This window comes from Pseudoalteromonas sp. T1lg65, from assembly GCF_051930985.1.
Lineage (GTDB): Bacteria > Pseudomonadota > Gammaproteobacteria > Enterobacterales > Alteromonadaceae > Pseudoalteromonas.
In genome coordinates this window covers 474,994-498,580 of sequence record NZ_CP196838.1, presented here as the reverse complement: position 1 = coordinate 498,580, position 23,587 = coordinate 474,994, and the positions used below count along the sequence as shown (strand labels likewise).

Sequence of the window (23,587 nt, the reverse complement as noted above, 5' to 3'; positions counted from 1 at the left end):
GTTTTATTATGCTAAAACTTTCAAACAGCGTTGAACTAGCTGCATGGGAAATAGAGTTATCAGCCATTCGTTCGCAAGGCGCTGGTGGCCAAAATGTCAACAAAGTCGCAACAGCAATTCATTTGCGGTTTGATATTCATCGCTCCTCATTGCCTGCTTTTTATAAACAGCGTTTGCTAGCACTGCAAGACAGTCGGATCTCAAAAGAGGGCGTATTGGTCATCAAAGCACAGTCGCATCGGACTCAAGAGCAAAATAAAGAAGAAGCACTAGAACGCTTGAAAGCGATTATCCTTGCAGCTGTTAAAGTAGAAAAAAATCGCAAACCGACCAAGCCCACAAAGGGGTCGCAAAAAAAACGTCTAAACAGCAAAACGAAAAGAGGGGAGACTAAAGCGTTGCGCGGCTCGGTGAAGTGGTAATCCTGATGTGAGATATCGGCGAGAAAGGCATTTTAATAAACTCAAAAAAGCGATGTAAGAGAATTAGCTTCCGTGCTATTTATTGCAAAAGTCCCTTTAAGATATCAGTATTAAAGGCCTAAGTATGCTTAATGGCCTGTCTCATAAGATAGTGTAGAGCGGTTGGTTTTTTCCCAAGTACCATCAGAATAAAGGATCTTAGCTTCTGCGTAATAAGTACGATATGCAGATGCCGTAAAGGTGCAAGAAGTACCGCTAGAACAGCTAGAGTTGGTTGTCCAAACTATGCTGTCTACTGGTTTTGTTACACCAGTAATATAGAATTTAGCAGTCGTACTCCTACCAAATGAGAAGTCCATACCGAAACAATTCGTGGTACCCCAAGTGTTACCATTTTTAGTCCATACATCACATTTCATTTGCGCAGCTTCAGATGAAAAAGAAAATGCACCGAGTGTGATCATTGCAGCAGCTATTAATTTGTTTTTCATTGTTAAATCCTCGTTAGTATATTTTTTCGAATTTCCTTACATCAGCGACCAAACCTTAAAACGTAACTGCTTTAGGAAGACAACTTGGGTCACTGATGTGTTCAGATTAACAATGTGATAGGTGAGGTAAATGTTTTAAATATTATTTAACTGTTATTTATTTGTTATCAATGTTTGTTTTTTTGTTTGTTTTAGTGCTGTTATGAAGCGGTAATGCAATGGTAAAGCAAGCGCCACCAAGATGAGAATCAGTGACATAACAGTTTCCAAAGTGCCAATTAACAATTTTGCGTACTATTGCGAGTCCCAGACCATAACCACCGAGAGATTTATTTCGACTATCTTCTATTCTTTTAAATGGTGAAAAGATTGACTCTCTATGTGACTCTTCAACACCAGGACCATCATCACTAATCGTTAATATCGCTCGTTGCTCGTCAATCGTTAGTTCGACATGATATCGTTGGTAACTGAATTTATTTGCATTGGTAAGTAAGTTCTGGATAGCGCGCCCTAGATAACTTTGATGACCTAGTACTTTGATATTAGATGTTATATTGCAGGAGATGATTTTATTACTGAAACTTTGAAATTTATCAACCTGCTGTTGTACCAGTTCAGAAAGATTTAAAGCAAGGAAATGTTGATTTTCTACTTCAAATTCAAGCCGCGCATAACTTAACATTTCATCGATAAGATGCTCCATTTCTTTAATATCTTCTTGCATATCAGCAGCCTGAGGTTGAGCCACAGGAGGCAGCATTGCAAGAGCAAACTTTAATCGGGCAAGCGGGGTCCTTAAGTCATGGGAAACTGCATTGACCAACTGCTTTTGATTGTCGATCAGGCGAGCAACTTGATCTGCTAATGCTTTGATTTGAGCTGTTATTGTTGATATTGCAGAAAACCGAAAATGGCGTTGTTTTTCTGGCTGTTTGCCTTTTGATAGTTGCTCTGTGATGTACTTGAGATGTAACAAATCTAACCAAAGTGGGCGGATCCAGAATACTAACAACAGCGCTAACAGTGAGAAAGAAAGGAATTTTAAAATTTGCTGCTTGAGTGCCGACGATTGCTCTGGCGCAAACGGACCTAGTCTCATTAATTGCTCAGATTCTTTGAGTTTAAAGGTAAGCCACGCGTTACCTTGCTGATCAAAACTCTCTAAAATTTTTCCTGAATTAATGATTTTTGCTTGTTCATCCAGCCAAGCAACATCATTAATGTTAAGTAACGTGACGTTGTCTATGGTAGAAAGAGTCTCGGCATCAAGATGTGGCTGTAAACTATAGATCACCGACTTAGCATGGCGCAGATCATCTGTAGAGCTGGTTACCCAACGGGCCCAAATTGCTTCGTTAACCTGATTGATGACAACAATACTGGTAAATACCGCTAAGTAAAGGCTTAGCAACAGTTTTAGCATTCATTATTCCCAAGCGGATTTAGAGCATAAATATCCTTTACCCCATACAGTGATGAGTCTATAGGGTTGCTCTAAATTGTCGTGCAGCTTTTTCCGTAACCTAGATATTCTCACATCGACACTGCGGTCAAGACCATCATATTCTCTACCTACGACATTTTTGTATATATAATCTCGGCTAAGTGTTTCACCTGCGTGAGCGGCAAGCGTTTTCAGTAAGTCAAATTCGTAGCTTGTTAATTCGACTTCTTCACCACCAAGATATACCCGTCGGTCGGCTTTGTCGATTTGTAGTTTACCTAAGGTAAGCGAGTCTTTACTCGCTGTTATGGCTTGAGTTCGCCGAAGTAACGCATTTAATCTCGCCAATAACACATAGGGTTCTACCGGTTTTATTACATAATCATCGGCACCGATTTCTAAGCCTCTTACTTGGTCAAAGTCACTGTCTTTGGCTGTGAGAAATAGAATGGGACCATTAAAGTGGCCTCGAGCTTCTTTACAAATCGTAAAACCATCACCGTCAGGCAGCATGATGTCTAGAATGATAGCGTCCGGTGACTCATTTGAAATAGTTTGTTGAACATCTTTGGCTCGGTTTAATTGAAGTACCTCAAAGCCATTTTGGGTTAGAAATCTGGCCGTCAAGTCAGCCAGTTTTATGTCATCTTCAACCAGTAGCAGCTTGGCCATTAAAACACACTCCAATCACTTTTTAGTTTGCGCCGATATCCTTCATTTACACTACTGTGTAACTCAATTACTTGTTTTGCAAGGACATCATCGTTATTGTTTTTTAGCGTGAACAGCATGGTTTTGGCAAGCGTTATTTGAAATTGCTCTGTCACCTTCTGCGTATTTTCCCAACAAGCCAATTTTTGTTCCTCTTGGAACAGGCAAAGGTCTTGCTCTGTACTTGATTGCCATTTTACTCGAGCCGTCATTTTGCATAGTTCTCCTGCTATTTTGACCATACAGGTAATAGGTCTTATTTGTAGAGTGACAGGAGAAGTCGTTTTAGAAATAGACAATGGTGAACAACATAACAACGATAAGACGCCGAGTACTTTTAAACTAGAAGGCATATAGGCCCCCCACAAATACCGTAGCGGAATATTTATCCTGTACTATCGGGCTGTTATGAATCGCGCTACCCAGTTTCATATAGCGAGCGTTTAACTTAAACTGCCACGAAGTCGTAATTGGATAGCTATATGCAACGCTAATAAAGGGACTAACGCCAGACTTACCACGATACCAAAGACTCATTTCTTGTGTATCTTGCTGTGTGACTCCATAGTAGTAATCGATTAAGTGTTTACTTTTCCAATAGATGCCAGCTGAAATATTCAGCTTGTTTAACTCTGAATCGATGATTTTATGAGTAAGTGTCAACTTTGCATGTTGTCCTTTGTAGGTATTAGTGACATCGTGCATCCAGCTGACCGTGAGTTTACTACTATCGTTGATATACCAGTGTGTCAGAACACCGATATCAGCAGCCCATTTTCGGTGCTGGATTTCGTCAATAGTGATACCGTTATTTTTTTCTTTGTTGTCAACAGAGGGGATCCCAATTGCTTCACCAGTAAATGAATGACTACCAGATAAAATATTGGTTGGATGAACGCGCTCAAAGTAGGCTTGTTCGGGGTTAATTTCGCCAATAATACTGAGATCTACAGTCTGTTTTTCAACGAGCGTGTACCCTAATGTACCGTTGTCAAAAAAAACGTTGTCACCGTAGTAACTAATGTAAGGCAACACAGGCAATGGAATGTTGTCTCCGCCGGCCAATGGATTGGTGATAATGCCTGCGCCTACTGCAACGGCAAAACGCCATTGCCCTTTAGCGGCACAGTCATCCGATTCCTGCTGACACACTTCAGAGGCAGCAACCGAAGTAACGATGCTCAGAAGTGCAAAGGAAAAAAGCAAGTTCTTCAAAGTATTACTCTCAATATAATCATAACCCAAGCTGCGGAGATAGTTAAAAATGTTGGGTCCAGCTTCATGACTGTAATTTACCAGTCAAACAGTAAATTACCAGTTGTAGTAACAATAAATAACAAAACCAGTTTTTAAGATCACAGATCTTTTCTTTGTATGGCGTATGGTTTAACTATCAAATAACCACAAGGAGATATCAATGAAATCTAAATTATTATTTAGTTTAGCGGTGGTCACTGGTCTCAGTGCATGCGGGGAAAGTAGTAATGATTCTCTGCAAGTTGAGACCATTCCAAAGTTAACTTCACTGCAAAGTGCCAATGTACCGCTCAAAGCCGCATCTTCAACCGAGTTGGAACGGCTGCTGAAAAACGGTATGTATATGAATATGCAAAATCGCAATGCAGATCCATTAGAAGCGGTATCCAGCAGCGTTGCGTCGGACTTTTCAACAACCAATCAGTTGGTTGATGGGGTAAATGAGAGTGATAGAGTTAAGTTTGATGGTCGCTATCTCTACTTGACTGGCTCGTCTGAGTTTATGTATCACAATAAACAAGAAGAAAGCTTTGTTCGTATTGTTGATATGCAAACCCCACACTCTGCACAGCAGGTGAGCCAACTCACGGTCTCTAACGAACCTTACACCAGTCAGAATCTATACAAGCATGACGAACGATTAGTGAGTATTTCCAAAGAGCAGCGTTTTAGTTTGCTCAGCGACATTTCAGGTGAAGAAATATTGCCAGCGGCTAATTACCAAGGGCGGATTAGCTTGGTGTTTAGTGATGTCGAACTGCCAAGTCAAGCAAGTGTAGAAACCAGATTTAACATCGATGGTGAGCTGGTGGGTAGCCGTTTGATAGACACGACATTGTTTATTGTTGCTGAACATATCATTGATTACAGCTCAGAATCTGAATCTCTGACGGCGTTGCAACAATACCAATCGGTGATGGCCATGGATATAAATTCAGTGCTACCAAAAATCACCAATGAGGCGACAGGTGAAGCGCGACCATTAATTTTGACTGATCAGTGTTACATCCCCGCGAATACTTCTGAAACCGAGGGCTACACTGGACTAACAACTATCACTCAAATAGATATAAACAATCCTACAGATATGAAAACCAGTTGTGTGAGTAGCCGTACGTCGGGTTTCTATATGTCAGCGAAAAATCTCTATTTATATGATTATCTGCAGGATCAGCCAAAAGGAAGCGATGATGCAGTATCAACTTCTATATGGATTGAGCCAAAAGGGATTTCACTGCATAAATTTGCTTTGCAAGGCGAAGGAGAGATCAAATACGTCGCAACAGGTGAAGTAGAGGGGAATCTTGGCTTTCAAGGCAGCAAAATGGCACTTACGCGATTTCATGAGCGGGCTGATAAACTACACCTAGTGACAAGCTATATGACGCCAGATGCAGGATACAAGCATCGTTTATACATACTTGCTGAACAATCCGGTGAACTGAAGCCGCTATCAATATTGCCTAATGACGCGCAACCAACACCGATTGGGAAAGTCGACGAAAAGCTTGGTGTTGTGCAAGAAGACGTTTACGCAGTGAGGTATTTTGATGATAAGGCCTATGTGGTTACTTTCGAACACACAGATCCTCTCTATGCTATCGATATCAGTGATGCCAGCAACCCCAAAATTATCGGTAGTCTGGAAGTACCTGGTTATTCATCATATTTACATCCTGTCAGTGAAAATCTGTTGTTGGGCATTGGGCAGCATATCCCTGAGACCTCAGAGGATAGCGAGCAAGCTGGTGCAAAGGTTAGTCTTTTTGATGTATCCAATCCTGAAAAGCCGACCCTAGTGGGCGAACACCGTTTTGCGCAAGGGTATACGCCTTTGGAATATGATTATCAAACTTTTGCCTACTTAAAAGTTGCTGATGAACAAGTCAAATTTACATTGCCCATTGTTTATTGGCGCACAACCAAACAAGACTCAGGCATAGATACGTGGTACCAAACTAATGAATTGGCCGCGTTTGATATTTCTTTGTCAGAACAACCCCAGCTAAACTATGTTGGCAGCATACATGCAAAAGTGGACAAAGGTGAAGATGCAAGACCAGTAGGTTACCCAGAATTGGACAGAGGTGTGATTCAAGACGACAAACTGTATTACATTCACGGTAACTACATTTGGGTAGGTGACTGGAATGATCTGAGTAATCCTAGCGGTCCTAAGTAACGATAAGACAGTTTAGCCACTGCTCTCATCTTTCAAGGTGGTTATATATTAACGCAGGTTGTAATGAGTTATGCGAAAAAGAGGCTTCACATTGTGAAGCCTCAGACTGTTGAAAAAGGGCTGGACACATATCTAGCCCTTTGATCTAATAAGCGCAGTGAGTTTGGAGAGTTCACGATGCTTAAAGACAAAACCCCTCAGCAATTCGAATTGGAAATGGTCGCGATTGACCAACTTGTTCCAAAAGACCATTTAGTTCGCCTGATTGACCTTGCTATTGATTTTGAATTCATCCGCGATGAAGTCGCTCATCTCTACTGTAAAAACAATGGTCGCCCAGCGGTTGACCCAGTGCGAATGTTTAAAATCTTATTCCTAGGTTACTTATTTGGCATTCAAAGCGAGCGTCGCTTGATTAAGGAAGTCCAAGTCAATGTCGCTTATCGTTGGTTTTTGGGGATGGGATTAACAGAAGACGTTATCCACCACTCGACACTAAGCCAAAACCGCATAAAGCGCTTTAAAGACAGCAACATTTATCAATCCATCTTCGATAACATTGTCCGCCAAGCGATGAAACAAAAACTCATTGGTGGCTATAGCTTATTTGCTGACAGTACACACCTCAAAGCCAATGCCAATAAAAAGCGCTACGACATCGAAGACTTAAAAATCAGCCCCTCGGTGTATGTAGAGCAACTGAATGATGCGGTATTACAAGACAGGGAGGATGAAGGAAAAAAGCCCCTGAAGTGTAAGGATGAAACACCTTGCACAAAACCAAGCAAAGTCAGCCGAACAGACCCAGATAGCGGCTTTATGGTACGGGATGAAAAGCCAAAAGGATTCTTCTATCTAGACCATCGAATTGTAGATGGTAAACACGGCATTATTGTTGATACACACGCTACCGCGGGCAATGTACATGACTCACAACCCATCATCAGTCGGCTAGACCGAGCGCTCGATACTTTTGCACTCAACCCTATCGCAGTTGGACTGGACGCTGGCTATTTTACCGCCGCGGTATGCCACAATCTGGAAGAAAGGCAATTAGTTGGCGTGCTGGGTTACAGAAGACCGAATAAAAAGAAAGGCTACTTCGCCAAGCGGGAGTATCAATATCAAGCCGATACAGACACTTACCTGTGCCCGCAAGGTGAAACCCTAATCTACAAAACAACAAGCCGAGCAGGCTATCGTCACTATCATTCCGACCCGAGCAAGTGTGAAAGCTGTCCAGTCAGAAATCAATGTACAGCCAGTAAAAATAAAACCAAAGTTATAACGCGGCATGTTTGGCAATCGAGCGTAGAAAACGCCAATGCGATTAGGTTGAGCGACTGGGGTAAAAAGCTCTATCGACGACGAGCCGAAACGGTAGAAAGAAGCTTCGCTGACGCGAAACAACATCATGGACATCGCTACTGCCGATATAGAGGTCTGCCAAAAGTGAGCGCGCAGTGCCTGCTAGCAGCGGCATGTCAAAATATGAAGAAAATGGCGCTCATGGCGGCACGCTAGGCAAAAACCTCGAAAACTCTCACCTCAAAGCTCTCAAAATGAACTTGGACACACCAAATCACAATAATTAGCCTAGCTAACACAAAAATCCGACGTTGAAACTTACGGCAGAAAAAGCAGTCCAGCAATAGGAAAAAATAAACCCCGCTTAAAAAAGCAGGGTTTATCATCAATCTGAGGCTTCACATTGTGAAGCCTCTTTTGTTAACTGGAGCTTTAAGGTTAAATCATGTTGATTTTTAGTGTTCGCGGTATTCTTCAATAATCTCTTGTACTTCGGGTAATACCGCCATAAAAGCTTCGACTAATACGGGGTCAAAATGAACGCCCTTTTGTTCTTGGATATAATTAACCGCATCTTCAAAAGGCCATTTGTCTTTATAGGGTCTTACAGAAGTGAGCGCGTCGAATACATCAGCAATAGCGGTGATGCGGCCAGATAAGGGAATTTCATCACCCTGTAATCCTCTTGGGTAACCCGTACCATCCCATTTTTCATGATGGGTAAGCGCAATCTCTTTTGCCATAACGATTAATTGCGAGTTACTGTCAGATAGTAGCTCTGCACCTATCTCAGTGTGAGTTTTCATCAGTGCTCGTTCTCCAGGGCTTAAGCGGCCTTTTTTCAGTAATATACTGTCCGGAATGCCTATTTTACCTAAATCATGCATGGTGCTAGCGTGTAATATTAGCGTGCAGTTTTGCTCACTCCAGCCATATTGTCTTGCGATAAGTGCACAGATATTACTCATTCTAATAACATGATTACCTGTTTCTTCATCGCGATACTCAGCAGCACGCCCCAGTCTTTGTGCCACTTCAAGGCGGGTATCTTCTAGCTCTTTAGTCCGTTGCTGGACAAGCTTTTCTAAGGTATGTTTTTGATCATACATTAACTTGTGTGCCATGTGTGCATCCAAAAGGTTGCGAACTCTTAGCATTAATTCATGGATGTTGAATGGCTTCGTAACAAAGTCTCGAGCACCGAGTTCTAGTGCTTTATAGAGTGCCTCGTCAGAATCCTGAGCGGTTAAAACGATGACTGGTGGTGTTAAGGGATCGTCTAGCTTGAATAATTGCTCCATGACTTCGAAGCCACTGAGATGCGGCATGTTAATGTCCAATAAGATAAGGGATGGTCTTCTGGCACGGTAAAAGGGCATTACTTGACGAGGATCACTGATCAAGGTGACGTTGCTATAACCATATTCGGAGAGTACTTTCTCCGCAAGCTTCAAATTGGTCGGCTCATCGTCAACGATTAATATGTTCTGTGAGATTCTATGATTCATCATGATTTTTTCATTCCTTAGCCATCGCTTGAAACACATTTGGTGCGTCGTGTTGGCACTGAAGTTGAGCATGGATCAAGCTTAAAAACTTGGGTACGTCAATTGGCTTGGTGATATAGTCAGCGAAACCAGCCTCTTTTGCTCGTTGAATATCATTGGCCATTGCATTGGCGGTGACAGCTATAATTGGGGTCTGTTTATTTCCTTCAATTTTTCGCAGGTCATGGATGAGATCAAACCCGCTCACGCCTGGTAAATTAATATCCAATAAAATGAGATCAGGCTTGCAAGCTGTCGCCATTTCTAATCCCAGCGTCGGCTGCTGAGCGATAAAGAGCTCGCATTCGCTCATCCTATTGATTATCTGTTGCACAAGCTTTATGTTGGCTGGGTTATCTTCTATGTAAAGAATTTTTGCGGTTGCTGTGCTCGCTTCTTCTGGCTTGACAAATGTTTGCTCTGTTAAGGATTCGGAATCAGCTGAACTTTGTACTGTCGGGAAAAACACCGAAAATTTACTGCCTACACCGACCTCACTATCTACTTCTATTGAGCCACCCATTAAGGTCATGAGTTTTTTCGTAATGGTTAGGCCAATGCCTGTACCTTCAATATCGCTGTGTTCTTCAGTGAGCCTATTGAATGGTTTAAACAAGTCGTCAATAAGCTCAGGTGCAATGCCAAATCCAGTATCTGAAACCGTGACACACAAACATTGTTCACTTTCGGTGATACTGATTTCTACCTGACCGGATGGTGCGTTATATTTTACCGCATTGGAAAGCAGGTTAAGTAATACCTGTTTCGTGCGCATTTTATCCGCGCTGATTAATGATTCAGCATAGTTATTCACGTCGATAGTAATATTTTTGGCTGTAGCTAAAGGCAATACAAGTCTTAAGCATTCATCAATTAGAGTGTTAATGTTAATTGCTTCTATGGACAGCGTGACTTTTCCTGATTCGATCTTCGAGAGGTCGAGTACTTCATTGATAAGCTCTAATAAGTGTTTTCCTGCAACGGTAATTTCATTGAGGCTATCCTGTTGATCTTCGGTTAGTGAGCCGTCGATTTGCAGTAATTGTGTGAATCCCAGAATTGCGTTCATTGGTGTTCGTAGCTCATGGGACATACTCGACAGGAATTCAGATTTTGCTTTATTGGCTTTTTGCGCTTCTTGGGTAGCTTTAATCAAGGCTTCTTGGTAGTGAGCTTCTTTGGTGATGTCTTGGATAGTGCCTTGTACCTTGATAGGATTATTGGCTTGATCGTATTCAACTTCCCCTAAAACATGCACGTGGCGAATTTCATTTGAAGTGGTCACCAGTCTATGGTTTTCGTCAAAATGTCCAGACTTTAGCCCTAATAGGTAATTTCGTACCACGTTTGCTCTATCTTCAGGGTAAATGGTTTTGATAAAGCTTCTCAGCGAGGGTTGAAAGGTGTCTTTGCGCCGATCCAAAATGCGATATGTTTCATTTGAGCAAATACCTTTGCCAGTTGTTAACTCGATAGTCCAACTACCTACTTTGGCAATCGCTTGCGCTTTTTGTAACTGAGCATCGCGTTCGGCAAGCATGAGCTCTGCGCGCTTTCTTGCATCAATGTCTTGTACGACAACTAGCATTTGCAGTGGTTGACCGTCGTTATCTCTTTTTACTGCGCCCTTTTCTAATAACCACCTGACTGTACCATCAGGCCAAATAACCCGATGTTCAATTTCATACGGTATATCATGTTCAATACAAGCCTCAATGGCCTCTTTTACGGCAGTTTTATCCTCAGGATGTATACTGGCTAGAAATAACTCATAGTTAAATTCAGTTTCACTATCTTGATACCCAAATAGTGGCGCGATGCGTTCGGTTCCATATAGAAAGCCAGTTTGAATATTGAGTTCCCAAGTACCAATATCTGCATAAATTTGACCGCGGCGTAAACGTTCTTTGTGGGTTTCGATTTCTTGTTTGGTTTCTATGGTGCTGATTTCTTTTTCTAGTTGAGTGACGAAAAGCTGTAGTAACGCCATAACAGAAATGCCGTCTTCCAGTGGTTCTCGATGCATACCACCCATGTAGCCAATCACTTCATCAGATGAATTTTTTAGCGGCAAAATAACGTATGCTTCGATACTTTGCTCTTGTAACACTTCGAAATGGTGGAACACCGCATTAGCGTTGCACTCGTAATAGCTAGTTTCATTATCGTAGGCTTCCCGGCACAGCCCGCACAGCGCAACATGATCAATATCTTTAATTCGCCCTGCAGTATCCCAAATGTCGCAAGTTAGGCTGAGTTCTCCAAGTCTGTAATCTTCCAGCGCTATAAAGCCAATATCAACATTCATCGCTTGGGCGACCATTCTGGCCAAGTGTTTGATATACACTTCTGGTTTTAAGTAACTGAACTCAGACAGCAACATCAAGGCGTTTTCTTGCAGTTTAGATTGAGTGACATCGGTTCGGATACTAATGTATTGATATGGCCTGCCTTTATCATCCAGAAATGGCACTATGGTGGTTTTTACCCAGTACAGCTGGCCGTGTTTTTTACGATTACACACTTCACCTTGCCAGACATTACCATGCGCAATGGTTTTCCACATATCTTCGAAAAAACTCTTAGTATGACTGTGTGATTTCACTATTCGGTGATTAGAACCTATCAACTCTGATTTTGAGTAGCCACTAATTTCACAGAATAAGTTATTGACATATATTATGTTTCCTTTTCTATCAGCAATGCTGACAATGGCGTGTTTATTCAGCGCAAAATGCTCGAGCTCCCGTTCATATAGGGCTTTGTTATGTTCATTACCTTGCTCTTTTCTGAGCTGAACACTGCTTCCGCATGCCTTTAGGAGTGAGATCAGCCGTTCTGGAATTACAGGTTTAGAAACAAAATGTACAGAGCCAAGTCTCAGGGCATGCAGTTGGTCTTCCATTTTTGTGTATAAGGACATAAAAACCAGTGCTAATGACTGTTCGTAGCAGCGTTCAAACAACAGGCTCGACATGTCGATAGCCGCGTTTTGTGGCATATCCATATCTAGCAAAAGTACATCAGGACTTAGCGCTTCAACTGCATAATAAGCTTTTTCAATGTCGGTAAAGATAAATACTTCGATATCGGCATGCTTAAGTAGCAGTTGATATGCTTGAAGTTCGGCTAAACACGCACCGACTAACATGACTTTTAATGATGCGGTTAAGTCTTCTTCAAACCAGATTTGTTTTGCCAAATAGTCAATCGTTGTAGGGGAGGATAACCAAGGTGGTTCACTGAGCTTACTTAGCATAAGTTTGGTTTGAAAGTTATCCGGTGCTACCCAATATGTGTGCAAGAGAGAATGTTGGCTTGCCTTTAATTGAGAAAGTAATGTCTGATATTGAGTGACGTCATGAGGATCGGTGTATTCCAGTACTAAGGTGTTGGCATTTAAAGCGAGGATAACCTGAGGGGTAATTTCTTCAATATGCAAGACTCTAGCGTGTGACGTTTGAGAAAGCCGCATGTTTAACTCGGTTTTCAGTTTCTCGCTGTGAAGCTTCACTAGAATCGTAGGCTTAGCTTGTGTACTTTCTGTGGTAATTGATGATGCTTCAACTTGGTTTAAATCAGCCTCAGGAAGGCTTTGTGCTATTTCTGATAACTCCTGTTCGAGCTGCTCAATAGCCAGCTGCAGAGTTTCAGGGGAATGTTGATAATCTAATTGGTGAGGCTCTAAGCTGCTAGTCAGAGTAGTGAGAAGCTGATATGCGGCTTCTAATTTGATCAAACCTGCAAAGCTTGTAATACCTTTTAAATAAGACTCGACATCAGCCAATTTATTTGGGGTTGGATCTGCACTGTATTGTGAAACAAGCTCAGACAGCTTAGCCATCATTATCGGCAACTTGGTTTTAAATTCTGAGCTAAGTTCAACATTACATGGTGGTAAGTCGGTGCTACGATTTGTTGTCATTGACCAACGGCTCCCTGATATCTAGAACTCTCAACCGCGTATCTCCAGATTAGCTTCCAGACTAATGGCAAGCCGCAAAGCAATTAATGAATGGAAGTTAATATTTTGAAATATAAATGCTTTTTGAATTTTTTAATGTGGCTTAATTTCTAAAGATAGCAGGTTTTTTACACAATGATAGTAATCCATCGGCACGACCTTGAAAGCGAAATGCCCGTACTTTGAAAGGTATAGAAAGTTTCAGCAAGATGAGCCATTCGCTTATTTTACAAACTTTATTTTGTATCTTGTCATCACTTGCTAGTATGAGTGGTCAAAACAAGCTTAAGGATTTAATTATGATAGAAATTGGACAGCAATTACCTATATCTCAACTTAGTGAATTAACCGCTGATGGTATGGTTACACATCAAGTGCAAAGTTTATTTGCAGACAAAAAGGTGGTGGTATTTGCGTTACCTGGAGCGTTCACTCCAACGTGTTCTGCGGCACATTTACCCGGGTATGTCGCTTTAGCGGATAAGATTAAAGCAAAAGACGTAGATTTGATCGTTTGTGTGTCTGTAAATGATGCATTCGTGATGAAAGCATGGGGGGAAGCACATAATGCCGAGGAAATTATGATGCTTGGAGATGGAGATGCAAGCTTTACTAAAGCGATTGGTCTAGATATGGATACCGGAAGTTTTGGTGGGATCCGCTCAAAACGGTATGCGATGGTCGTTGAAAATGGCGTTGTAACCTTGCTTAATGTGGAGGCGCCAAAAACCTTTGAGATCAGCAAAGCTGAGGTGATCCTAGAGTCGCTTTAGGGCGAGTAGCAAATCATTAAACAGCCCCGAATCATTCGGGGCTGTACTGTAACATCTAGAATTCGAGGTTTTATTGCAGATCAAACCGGTCTAATTGCATGACTTTTACCCACGCAGCCACAAAGTCTTCAATAAACTTTTGTTTGGCATCGTCAGATGCATACACTTCGGTGACAGCCCTGAGTTCAGAGTTTGAACCAAAAATAAGATCTACTGGCGTTGCGGTCCATTTTACTTTACCAGTCTGACGGTCCTTTCCTTCATACAAGCCAGCCTTGTCTTGCACTTTTGACCATGAAGTTGACATATCAAGCAAGTGAATAAAGAAGTCATTGCTGAGCTGTCCGGGTTTATCGGTAAGCACGCCATGCTTGCTACCAGCGTGGTTCGCATCAAGTGCTCTAAGACCGCCTAACAGCACTGTCATTTCTGGCACACTGAGGTCGAGCATGTTTGCCTTGTCGATTAGCATCTCAGTTGGTGACATAAACGCTTCATCACTGTAGTAATTTCTAAACGCATCGGCCTTTGGCTCTAGATAATTAAAAGAACGCACATTGGTTTGCGCTTGAGAAGCATCAGTACGTCCGGGTTTGAAATCTACAGTGATAGTATGTCCGGCTTGTTTTGCTGCGTCTTCAATTGCGGCTGCACCGCCAAGTACGATGAGATCTGCCATTGAGACAGCTGTTTTACCTGCACGGCGGTTAAAGTCAGTTTGCACCGAACTGAGCTTCGTAAGTACCTTTTTCAATTCCGTTGGGTTATTTACCTCCCAACTGATTTGTGGCTCTAATCGTAGGCGTCCACCATTGGCACCTCCGCGCATGTCAGTGACACGGTGACTGGATGCAGCAGCCCAAGCTGTTCGGATAAGTTCTTGATTACTAAGTCCTGAGTCTAGCAGCGCTTGTTTCAGCTGCTTAATGTCTTTACTCGTTATCTGCTTATAGTCTGCTTTAGGGATTGGATCTTGCCATGTTAACACTTCGTCTGGTACTTCGCTGCCAATATAGCGAGCGCGAGGTCCCATATCTCTGTGGGTTAGTTTGAACCACGCTTTGGCAAATGCCAGCTCGTACTCAGCAGGGTCAGCTCTAAAGCGCTCTATCACTTTGCGAAATTCAGGATCGAATTTTAAGGCTAAATCTGTCGTAAACATGATAGGCGCATGACGCTTGCCCGGAATATGTGCATCGGGCACTAAATTTTTCGCTGCTTCATTATCAGGAACCCATTGAATAGCGCCAGCTGGACTTCTTGTCATTACCCAGTTGAAATTCATTAGATTATCAAGATAATTGGTCGACCATTGAGTTGGGGTCACAGTCCAGGCACCTTCTAGGCCGCTGGTTGTGGTATCGGCACCAACGCCTGAACCACATTTGTTTTTCCAACCAAAGCCTTGATCTTCAGTCGGTGCGGCCGCTGGTTCTTTGCCAATACATTCATCCGGTTTTTTGGCACCATGTGCTTTACCAAACGTATGACCTCCAGCAATTAACGCTACAATCTCTTCATCGTTCATTGCCATTCGGCCAAACGACATGCGAATATCTTTAGCCGCGAGTAGTGGGTCTGGTTTGCCATGCGGACCAACGGGATTAACATAAATTAAGCCCATTTCTACTGCAGCTAGTGGACCTTTGAGTTTTCCTTTATTGTCACGGCGATCATCTTTTAAAAATGCGTCTTCTGGACCCCAATAGACTAAGTCTGGCTCCCAATCATCTGTGCGACCACCCGCAAAGCCGAACGTTTTAAATCCCATGGATTCCAAAGCCACGTTGCCGGCCAGCACCATCAAATCAGCCCATGATAAACTGCGTCCATACTGCTGTTTTACTGGCCACAATAAACGTCGAGCTTTGTCTAAATTAGCGTTATCTGGCCAACTGTTTAACGGGTCAAATCGCTGCTGTCCGCCTGCCGCACCGCCGCGACCGTCGTGAACTCTGTAAACGCCAGCACTGTGCCACGCCATTCGGATCATAAACGGACCATAATGACCCCAATCGGCAGGCCACCAATCTTTTGAGTCTTTAAGAGTACGTTCGATGTCTTTTTTGACCTTTGCAAGATCGAGCTTGCTAAATTCAGCGGCATAGTTGAAGTCACTTCCATAGGGGTTAGATTCGGGGCTGTGTTGTCTCAAAGGACTAAGGTTGAGTTGTTCTGGCCACCAAAATTGATTGGTTTTTGCCTCTTGAGACAGTGGCGCAGCTTGGCTCGTTAGCGAAGAAATAGCCAAAGCCACTGCGCACAGTGAGAGTTTCGGTCTGGTAATCATAATTAGATCCTTAAATTTAAACAGTGCGTTTTACCTCCTAGACCTTAGTTCAGAATCTACTGTCGGAAAATTCAGAAAAACCAATTACTAAGTTCGACTAAATTGATTGGTTGTATTTTCAATAAATTCAAATAGTTAAGGTTGATTTTCTAATTGTTCCATTTCTTAGAACCAATATGCTTGGTGCTTAAAAGTTTGGATAACGCAGAAAAATCAGCAATCCACTGTTGGAATATTGCATACAATATAATATTGTTTAAGGCTCAACAGTTTTTGATAATAATAAAAAGGTGGTGCGATGAAGCTTTCATTGATTTCTCTGGCATTGGCAATGAGCCCAATTGGTTTACTCCAAGCACAAACGACCGGTAGTGACACTGTGGCGGATAAGGAAATAGACGTTATAGAAGTGACAGGTTCACGAATTAAACGAACACAGCATGAGTCTGAAAAGTGGTGGCCATTTGCAAATATTTCAAAATACAGCGCTGTTGGTACTGAGTACTTTATCTCAGCGAAATATCGATTCTAGGTGGGAGTGGGCCTTCGGGCCCTGATTTTATCATGAAAAAATACGTGTTTTTATCCGCTTTGACGCTAGGGGTAGTGTTAACTGCCTGTACTTCGACTGACCTGGAGTCAAAAGCTGTGTCCACAATGGATAGCCAATCGGTGTTGGCAACGGATTGGTGGAGTTTTAAGGTCACCGAGCAAGACTTCGAACAAGGTATCCAGTTACTTAAAAGCCAGAGTCTGGCAGCGCAGCAGGATTGGAATGAAATTAACCGTGTATTGTATGGGCTGCGCGGTTATAGCTATTTTGGTGAGTTGGATAATTTACCAGATGAACAACGACAAAGGCTCTCGCAAAGTGTATTGAATTTAGCAGCTAAAGTGCCCCAGGCTTATTCCACAAGGTTTGCAGAAAATCATGCCGTTGCTTTCTATCGCTTTTTACATCATCACAGTGTGACAAAAGACGCTAGTTCTCATATTCAAAGTTTACTTACACAATATCTAGCACTGGGCCGAAGCGCCTCTCAGCAAGCTGACTTTGCGCGTTGGGAAATGCTAAAAGCTTTTGGCTTTAGCGGTTTTTTTGCTCGTAACAATGACGAGATGAAAACGGTATTGATAGAGAATGAGCGGCTCGTTAAGACTATGCTCGCGTCTATACAAGAAGCTAAATGGCAAGCAGAGCACGGTTTGTGGGTGCTTGGCTATTTACATCAGCTGTTAGAGCCGTCCCGGCAACAAACATTGGATGACACGGTATGGCGGGTGTTGAATAAAAATATGTCCGAGAGTTCTAGCCGAACAGCGTATTCAAGCATTTATTTAGTCAATAGCTTTAGAGGTGCCAGCGACTGTAAAGGGGATTTACACAACCGATGTATTTCTGTCGACATTGAACAAGTCTTACCGATTAAACATCATTGCTCTGACTCTTTGTTTATCCGCGCCACGTCACTAAATGATGATCAATTGGCTGTGGCATGCAAGCGTTTAACTGCACAAGAAAGTGAGTTTCATCTACTATTGGCAACCGATAACAACGCTGTGGCAAATGATCATAATACAGCACTACGTGTGGTGATTTTCGATAACTATAGTGACTACAATCGTTACGGGCAGTTGTTATTTGATATTCAGACTAACAACGGTGGTATGTATATAGAAGGAACGCCTAGCGATCCAGATAACCAAGCGACGTTCTATTCGTTCAGGGCGTTTTGGACCGATGATCCTTATAAAGTATGGAACCTCAACCATGAATATGTGCATTATCTAGACGGGCGGTTTAACAAATATGGCGGCTTTGGCCACTTCCCCGACAAGCTTGTGTGGTGGAGTGAAGGACTTGCGGAGTTGGTCGCCAAAGGGCAGCAAAATCCTAAAGCGATTCAAGTGGCATCCAAGTTGAGTGTAAAAGAGTGGCCGACACTAGAAACAATTTTTGCCACCAATTATCAGCACTCGACAACTCAGATTTATCAGTGGTCCTATTTGGCGATGCGCTTTTTAGCAGAACAAGATAAAGAAGGATTACGAAGTTTGCAGCGTGCGCTCAAAAGTGATTTTTATCAGGGATACGAAAACAAACTCTCGGCACTTGCAAAACAGCATCAGGGTGATTTTATGGAATATGTGGCGCAGTTAGTTGCAGAGGAAAATAGCGTTAACAGTAAGGCCATCAAAAAGAACAAGGTGAATAAGTTATATCGCTATTTGTATAGAGACTATCTCCATCCTAAGCATCTAGAACTAACAGAAAATCATCGCCATTTACTGTAACTAAAACTTTGAACATAAAGGCGCTAAGTGCCTTTATGTTCAAACAACCGAACTTAGAACGTTCCGGTCTTTACTGTTTGGTTTTTGTTCCCCGCAGTGGGTTTTGAGCGCGGCGCTCGACTTGCCGCCTAGTAATCTAAGCAAAAGTTGAGCAACAATGCACACTGAGGTGAACCCGAAGGGCAGCGCTTGATTGGCATTTCTACTACGTAATCGCCTGACTCACATAGAATCACTATGCACGCAGGCTCTGCTTTGTATAAATGCCAATCAAACTGCTGCAAAAACAAATTTGAAAGTTCAACACGCGCTAATCTTTTTTCGGGTCGTGTTTATCAAACCACCATTGAATATAAGCGACTTTATTGAGTAAGTTTGATGGTCTTTTCGTGATCCCGTGAGAAGCGTCAGGAATGCGCACCATAGCTGTCTCAACACCCTGCAACTTCAAAGCTTGATAATACTGCTCGGTTTCAGAAATCGGCGTTCTATAATCTGCATCACCAGTAAGCAGCATTGTCGGAGTCGTCACTTTACCGACATAGCTGATAGGTGAGTACTTCATATAATGGGCCATATGATCCCAAGGTTTGCCTGGGAACCAATAGTCGGTGAAAAATGGGTAGAAGTCAGAGGTCAGTACAAAGCTGTACCAGTTGATCACGGGTTTAGCAACAACAGCAGCCGCAAAACGATCCGTGTGACTAACCGTCCAAGCCGTTAATACGCCACCACCAGAACCGCCTGTGACAAAGAGTCTATCTTTATCAATATAACCCTCTGCAAGAAGGTGATCCACACCGGTCATTAAATCATCAAAGTCATTACTTGGGTAATTGTGATGAATGGTTTGAGCAAACTGTTTGCCGTATGAGTCGCTCCCTCTTGGATTCATATACAACACTACATTGCCTTGTGCCGCAAACAATTGTACTTCTGCACTAAAGTGAGGCCCATAATTGGCGACCGGACCACCGTGTATTTCTAGTACTAACGGGTACTTTTTGGTTTTATCAAAGCCCGGAGGGTAGGCAACCCAAGCTTGGATTGGCAGTTCATCATGCTTGGACTTTAGCCAGATTTCTTCTACTTTTGCTAATGACTTATCAGCAAGTGCATCTTCATTTAGCTGCGTCACCCGGCGTGGTTCACCTCGCTTAACCAGCGCAATATCGGCGGGTCGTTGGGTATCCGCCAAGGTAAAAGCCACTAAACCTCTATCGCTGATATCAAAATCGCCGCCAGAATAGGGGCGACCAAAGCTGACACTGCCGACTTGATCAGTAACTACATCGAAACGGCCCTTCAATGGTTGGTAAGCAATGGTAGTTTTGCCTTCACTATCATAACTGACATAAACACCTCGGCTGTTAGCTGCCCAAACAACTGACTCGAGATTTCTATCAAGTGACTCGGCATAAACCTTGGTTTCTCCGCTTTCAAGATTTTTTATGTAAAGTAAGGCGTTTTCATAATTGGTTTTTTTATCATCAAAACCAAGGTAAGCCAGATACTTGCCATCGGGAGAAACTGCTGGATGTCTATCCGGTCCCACTCGATCTGTCATTGCGGTGATTTTCAACGTTGTTAAATCGAGCTTATATATTTCGTCGTTGGTGGGTTTGAGCTTGTGCTCCTCGTGGCGATTAGCGGAGAAATACAGTGACGTTCCATCTTTATCAATGCTTACAGCACCACCGTGATTGTAGTTGCCATTTGTTAGTTGAGTGGCATTACCGCCATTGGCATCAATTTTAAATAGATGGGTATAACCTGCGTTTGTATAACCTGCCCCATCAAAACGATAATAGACGTCATCAATAAATACTGGAGGCTCTGCCCACTCCGCACCAGGTGGTTTTCCTGCGACAGTCACAGGTGGCGCAGCTTTACTTGGAACAAACTGGCTGAAGTATAAGCTTTTACCGTCAGGGGACCAGCTCAAACTTGATGGTGATTGTGTTAAGTTGCTGATTTTCGCAACCGCCCCTGTTTTTAACCATTTTACGTAAATCTGACTGCTGCCATCGCGGGTAGAAATAAAGGCGATACGATCATTATTTGGTGAAAGCACTGGAGAATAGTCTATGTGTACACCAGATGTGACTGGAAGCATGGTATTAGTTGCTAAATCCACAGACCAAATATTGCTGACCTTGCGGTCTGTTTTGATATCCATGCGGTTGCGGACGAAATAAACCATATCGCCATCATTGTTGATATCAATCTGATTGGCGTATTCCAAGTTAAATACGTCTGTCGGCGCCAATGGAGTTGCGTGTGTTACTCCAATTGCACTCAAAAAAAGGGTACTCCATACTAATTTTTTCATTATCACTCCTGTTTTTTAACTTGAGTCTATTTATGACTCATTGGCTATCTAGATTGCAACTGTTTGCGCTGTACATAATAAGATGATTGCAAAAAGCGCTTTACCTCAACTTTGGTTGGGGATTTACCTTCCCGATCATTATTTAAAGGAGGTTATGTTATGTTTTTAGAACATGTGAATTTGGTCGTCGACGATTTAGAGAAAGTATTGCATTTTTACCGCGCGGCTTTTCCACATTGGAAAATACGTACAAGTGGTGAAGGTGAGTGGTATGGCAAACCGCGTAAATGGGTGCATTTCGGTGATGATTATCATTACATTGCGTTCAGTGATCACGGCGAAGGTAGCAATAGAAAAATTGCAGGTCACCAAGTGGGATTGGCGCATTTCGCTTATGTCGTACAAGACTTAGCAAGTGTTGTTGAGCGGCTTGCACAAGCAGGATACCAAATTGATAAGCAAGGTGAAAACCATCCTTTTCGGCGTAATGTGTACTTTATTGACCCCGCGGGTTTTGAAGTGGAATTTGTTCAGTATCTAAGTGATTTACCTGAAGAACGGAATAGTCACTAATCGACAACAACACACTGATTTTAAGTTGAATATTTATGTATTTGGTTAATTAAACTTGGTGTGTTGTAACAATCTGTGTTTCTTTTATAGGTTCGTATTGAACAATGAAATGGTTCTGTTAGGATGCGCGCAATTTTAACGCGATATAATATGGAGTTAATCGTGAAATTTAAACTTAATGCGCTATTCGCTGCAGTCCTTAGTGTTGCTGCTGCCCCTTCTTTTGCTGATACTGACTTTATCCAAGCAGGTTACGGTAAATTAAAGATTGATAATTTGAGTGAAATAAAGCCAGCTGGTTTTTCTATCACTGCAAACAAAGCATTCGATGGCTTTTATGCTGAGGCAACTTACGAAACGAGAGATGATGATCTTACAAAAACAGGCACTGTAACGGATTATTATGGTGATGTTTATAACGCTTCTGCTACATTAGACATGGATTACACTCGTCTTACTTTATTGATTGGTCATGAATATGATTTGGGTGATGATGCGCTCATAGACATCTATGGCGGTTATTCACGCGCTAAACTAGAACTTGATCTTAGTGCTTCTGCAGCTTCTCTTTTTAACAGTGTTAGAGAGTCAGAAAGAGGATCTGCAAGTGTAGATCTATATCATCTAGAAGCTGCGTATGATAAATCTTTCGGTGCATTCAATGCACGAGTTGGTCTAGGTGTAGAGCGTGCTCAGGGTGACGGTGATAACGAGACAAACTTCGTTTATCTAGCAGGCCTTGGTTATCAGTTTACCAACGCTTTTTCAATGCACTTAGCGTACCGCAACGCGGACGAGTATGACACTGTAGATTTAGGCTTCCGTTACCATTTCTAAACTGTAAAAGCTTTTTTCGATAGTTTTTAAAACCGCTTGGCTCTTATGGCTATGCGGTTTTTTTATGCGAGCTACACTTATGTTCTGGCTAACCAAGTTAGTAAGGCCCTTGCTAGTTTTTGGGGGTGTTCTAAAGGCAGCATATGCCCGCAACCTGATTCAGAATTGGCTACGATATTCGGATTTTTAGTCGCTAAGTCTTTTATCAACCAGCTGTTCACTAACGGGTCATGCTCGCTAAAATAAAAGTGCGTGGGTATGGTTAGGCCTGACAGCTTTGGCAATAAGTCCTCACGCTCAGTGGTGTAATGGTATTGGCTCACTAAATCTTCTTCACCTTGTTGTTTGTCCATCTCAAGTATTCTACTTATTAGCTCAGCTGAGTGATTGTGTTTATCAAGTAACGCTTTGGCGGCTTGGGTACTCATTCCTCGATAACTATAATGATGAATAAGCTCTAACTGATCTTCTCGACGTTTTATTTCTCGCTCAGGTAATTCTGTCGGACAGTTGGCAATGACAAATAATCTGTCTACTCTTTTGGGATACTGGCAGGCAAAATGGGCTGCAAGGTATCCACCTAGTGAGAAGCCGACTAGGTTTACCGTCTGCGATGGCAGTATTTCATTGAGGTGGGCACTTATCTGTCGCGGTGTTTGGTGTTGTGGGATGGTGAGAAAATGAGGAGTGATATCACTGGGAAAGTAAGCCGTCATCAATTCCCAAAGCTGTTCATTGCATTGTGTACCGGGCAGAAAATAAATATTTTTCATCATGAAACGTGCTCATTTTTGTTATAGGGCAGAAGGCTAAGTGAGACGATTGATTACATCATTTCAATTTTTCTTATCTTTATTAAACATTATGTTAGCTAGCTTTTTCAGACTAAAGCAATTAACCTCAGCTGCGCATAAGCGAATTTGCCCAATGAAGCTATTTTGCCACACTCTCTTCGTTGTTTTCACTCGTAATAGCCAGCTATTGCTTCGTAAAAACGCCTTGATATTGAGCAAAATACCATCATTGGAAGCTAAAAACTAAGTGGTATCTTAGTTTTGGATTACCAAAACCCTTATACGCAGCTGAGGTTAATTACCTTTAAAACAGTAGCGAATAATCCTGTTTGTACCGATTTTATATTAAAAACAGTAGCTTGTG

General features: G+C 42.3%; 18 protein-coding genes. 8 read left to right on the top strand and 10 right to left on the bottom strand.

Going from position 1 to position 23,587, the window contains the following annotated elements; all coding sequences use genetic code 11:
• Positions 1-8: 8 nt before the first annotated feature.
• On the top strand, positions 9-422 hold the full coding sequence (arfB, locus tag ACSLBF_RS19360) for an alternative ribosome rescue aminoacyl-tRNA hydrolase ArfB (RefSeq protein WP_440056269.1): 414 nt from the start codon (positions 9-11) through the stop codon (positions 420-422).
• A 128-nt stretch (positions 423-550) separates the two neighbouring features.
• On the opposite strand, the gene ACSLBF_RS19355 is transcribed toward arfB, so the two are convergent.
• The 5 genes from ACSLBF_RS19355 to ACSLBF_RS19335 form a co-directional block, all read right to left on the bottom strand.
• Positions 551-913 (bottom strand): hypothetical protein, encoded by a 363-nt coding sequence (locus tag ACSLBF_RS19355; RefSeq protein WP_440056268.1) that lies wholly within the window; start codon positions 911-913, stop codon positions 551-553.
• 157 nt (positions 914-1,070) lie between these two features.
• Positions 1,071-2,339, bottom strand: coding sequence for an ATP-binding protein (locus tag ACSLBF_RS19350; RefSeq protein ID WP_440056267.1), 1,269 nt, complete (start codon positions 2,337-2,339; stop codon positions 1,071-1,073).
• A 3-nt stretch (positions 2,340-2,342) separates the two neighbouring features.
• Entirely contained in the window at positions 2,343-3,032 is a 690-nt protein-coding gene (locus ACSLBF_RS19345; protein WP_440056266.1) for a winged helix-turn-helix domain-containing protein, read from the bottom strand.
• Positions 3,032-3,424 (bottom strand): DUF3019 domain-containing protein, encoded by a 393-nt coding sequence (locus ACSLBF_RS19340; protein WP_440056265.1) that lies wholly within the window; start codon positions 3,422-3,424, stop codon positions 3,032-3,034. Before ACSLBF_RS19340 ends, ACSLBF_RS19345 begins: the two co-directional genes overlap by 1 nt.
• Positions 3,414-4,286 carry a MipA/OmpV family protein gene (locus tag ACSLBF_RS19335; protein ID WP_440056264.1) on the bottom strand — a complete coding sequence of 291 codons (873 nt, stop codon included), beginning with the start codon at positions 4,284-4,286 and terminating at the stop codon, positions 3,414-3,416. Before ACSLBF_RS19335 ends, ACSLBF_RS19340 begins: the two co-directional genes overlap by 11 nt.
• Before the next feature lie 202 nt (positions 4,287-4,488).
• Here ACSLBF_RS19335 and ACSLBF_RS19330 point away from each other — a divergent pair, with 202 nt between their 5' ends.
• Positions 4,489-6,510 (top strand): beta-propeller domain-containing protein, encoded by a 2,022-nt coding sequence (locus ACSLBF_RS19330; RefSeq protein ID WP_440057037.1) that lies wholly within the window; start codon positions 4,489-4,491, stop codon positions 6,508-6,510.
• 177 nt (positions 6,511-6,687) lie between these two features.
• On the top strand, positions 6,688-8,034 hold the full coding sequence (locus tag ACSLBF_RS19325; RefSeq protein ID WP_440057036.1) for an IS1182 family transposase: 1,347 nt from the start codon (positions 6,688-6,690) through the stop codon (positions 8,032-8,034).
• A gap of 239 nt (positions 8,035-8,273) precedes the next feature.
• On the opposite strand, the gene ACSLBF_RS19320 is transcribed toward ACSLBF_RS19325, so the two are convergent.
• Together ACSLBF_RS19320 and ACSLBF_RS19315 are read right to left on the bottom strand one after the other, a co-directional pair.
• On the bottom strand, positions 8,274-9,329 hold the full coding sequence (locus ACSLBF_RS19320; protein ID WP_440057035.1) for an HD domain-containing phosphohydrolase: 1,056 nt from the start codon (positions 9,327-9,329) through the stop codon (positions 8,274-8,276).
• Between the two features lie 7 nt (positions 9,330-9,336).
• On the bottom strand, positions 9,337-13,290 hold the full coding sequence (locus tag ACSLBF_RS19315; RefSeq protein ID WP_440057034.1) for a PAS domain-containing protein: 3,954 nt from the start codon (positions 13,288-13,290) through the stop codon (positions 9,337-9,339).
• 338 nt (positions 13,291-13,628) lie between these two features.
• Between ACSLBF_RS19315 and ACSLBF_RS19310 the strand changes: the two genes are divergently transcribed.
• Positions 13,629-14,102: a peroxiredoxin gene (locus tag ACSLBF_RS19310; RefSeq protein ID WP_440057033.1), complete on the top strand. Its 474-nt coding sequence runs from the start codon at positions 13,629-13,631 to the stop codon at positions 14,100-14,102.
• A gap of 70 nt (positions 14,103-14,172) precedes the next feature.
• Here ACSLBF_RS19310 and katG read toward each other — a convergent pair whose 3' ends face one another.
• Positions 14,173-16,392 (bottom strand): catalase/peroxidase HPI, encoded by a 2,220-nt coding sequence (katG, locus tag ACSLBF_RS19305; protein WP_440057032.1) that lies wholly within the window; start codon positions 16,390-16,392, stop codon positions 14,173-14,175.
• Positions 16,393-16,690: 298 nt separating this feature from the next.
• On the opposite strand from katG, the gene ACSLBF_RS19300 reads away from it, so the two are divergent.
• The gene (locus tag ACSLBF_RS19300; protein WP_440057031.1) at positions 16,691-16,924 is read left to right on the top strand and encodes a hypothetical protein; all 234 of its coding nucleotides are present in this window, start codon (positions 16,691-16,693) and stop codon (positions 16,922-16,924) included.
• Between the two features lie 32 nt (positions 16,925-16,956).
• Positions 16,957-18,687 carry a collagenase gene (locus ACSLBF_RS19295; RefSeq protein WP_440057030.1) on the top strand — a complete coding sequence of 577 codons (1,731 nt, stop codon included), beginning with the start codon at positions 16,957-16,959 and terminating at the stop codon, positions 18,685-18,687.
• A gap of 310 nt (positions 18,688-18,997) precedes the next feature.
• Here ACSLBF_RS19295 and ACSLBF_RS19290 read toward each other — a convergent pair whose 3' ends face one another.
• Positions 18,998-21,019, bottom strand: coding sequence for a S9 family peptidase (locus ACSLBF_RS19290; protein WP_440057028.1), 2,022 nt, complete (start codon positions 21,017-21,019; stop codon positions 18,998-19,000).
• Between the two features lie 159 nt (positions 21,020-21,178).
• On the opposite strand from ACSLBF_RS19290, the gene ACSLBF_RS19285 reads away from it, so the two are divergent.
• Entirely contained in the window at positions 21,179-21,592 is a 414-nt protein-coding gene (locus tag ACSLBF_RS19285; RefSeq protein WP_440057027.1) for a VOC family protein, read from the top strand.
• A gap of 162 nt (positions 21,593-21,754) precedes the next feature.
• Positions 21,755-22,429: a porin gene (locus ACSLBF_RS19280; RefSeq protein WP_440057026.1), complete on the top strand. Its 675-nt coding sequence runs from the start codon at positions 21,755-21,757 to the stop codon at positions 22,427-22,429.
• A 77-nt stretch (positions 22,430-22,506) separates the two neighbouring features.
• On the opposite strand, the gene ACSLBF_RS19275 is transcribed toward ACSLBF_RS19280, so the two are convergent.
• On the bottom strand, positions 22,507-23,205 hold the full coding sequence (locus ACSLBF_RS19275) for an alpha/beta fold hydrolase (protein ID WP_440057025.1): 699 nt from the start codon (positions 23,203-23,205) through the stop codon (positions 22,507-22,509).
• Positions 23,206-23,587 lie beyond the last annotated feature (382 nt).

Excerpts from the sequence above, each read along its gene's own strand:
- arfB (WP_440056269.1), top strand. The coding sequence starts at position 9 with ATGCTAAAACTTTCAAACAGCGTTGAACTAGCTGCATGGGAAATAGAG.
- ACSLBF_RS19355 (WP_440056268.1), bottom strand. The coding sequence starts at position 913 with ATGAAAAACAAATTAATAGCTGCTGCAATGATCACACTCGGTGCATTT.
- ACSLBF_RS19350 (WP_440056267.1), bottom strand. The coding sequence starts at position 2,339 with ATGCTAAAACTGTTGCTAAGCCTTTACTTAGCGGTATTTACCAGTATT.
- ACSLBF_RS19345 (WP_440056266.1), bottom strand. The coding sequence starts at position 3,032 with ATGGCCAAGCTGCTACTGGTTGAAGATGACATAAAACTGGCTGACTTG.
- ACSLBF_RS19340 (WP_440056265.1), bottom strand. The coding sequence starts at position 3,424 with ATGCCTTCTAGTTTAAAAGTACTCGGCGTCTTATCGTTGTTATGTTGT.
- ACSLBF_RS19330 (WP_440057037.1), top strand. The coding sequence starts at position 4,489 with ATGAAATCTAAATTATTATTTAGTTTAGCGGTGGTCACTGGTCTCAGT.
- ACSLBF_RS19325 (WP_440057036.1), top strand. The coding sequence starts at position 6,688 with ATGCTTAAAGACAAAACCCCTCAGCAATTCGAATTGGAAATGGTCGCG.
- ACSLBF_RS19320 (WP_440057035.1), bottom strand. The coding sequence starts at position 9,329 with ATGATGAATCATAGAATCTCACAGAACATATTAATCGTTGACGATGAG.
- ACSLBF_RS19315 (WP_440057034.1), bottom strand. The coding sequence starts at position 13,290 with ATGACAACAAATCGTAGCACCGACTTACCACCATGTAATGTTGAACTT.
- ACSLBF_RS19310 (WP_440057033.1), top strand. The coding sequence starts at position 13,629 with ATGATAGAAATTGGACAGCAATTACCTATATCTCAACTTAGTGAATTA.
- katG (WP_440057032.1), bottom strand. The coding sequence starts at position 16,392 with ATGATTACCAGACCGAAACTCTCACTGTGCGCAGTGGCTTTGGCTATT.
- ACSLBF_RS19300 (WP_440057031.1), top strand. The coding sequence starts at position 16,691 with ATGAAGCTTTCATTGATTTCTCTGGCATTGGCAATGAGCCCAATTGGT.
- ACSLBF_RS19295 (WP_440057030.1), top strand. The coding sequence starts at position 16,957 with ATGAAAAAATACGTGTTTTTATCCGCTTTGACGCTAGGGGTAGTGTTA.
- ACSLBF_RS19290 (WP_440057028.1), bottom strand. The coding sequence starts at position 21,019 with ATGAAAAAATTAGTATGGAGTACCCTTTTTTTGAGTGCAATTGGAGTA.
- ACSLBF_RS19285 (WP_440057027.1), top strand. The coding sequence starts at position 21,179 with ATGTTTTTAGAACATGTGAATTTGGTCGTCGACGATTTAGAGAAAGTA.
- ACSLBF_RS19275 (WP_440057025.1), bottom strand. The coding sequence starts at position 23,205 with ATGATGAAAAATATTTATTTTCTGCCCGGTACACAATGCAATGAACAG.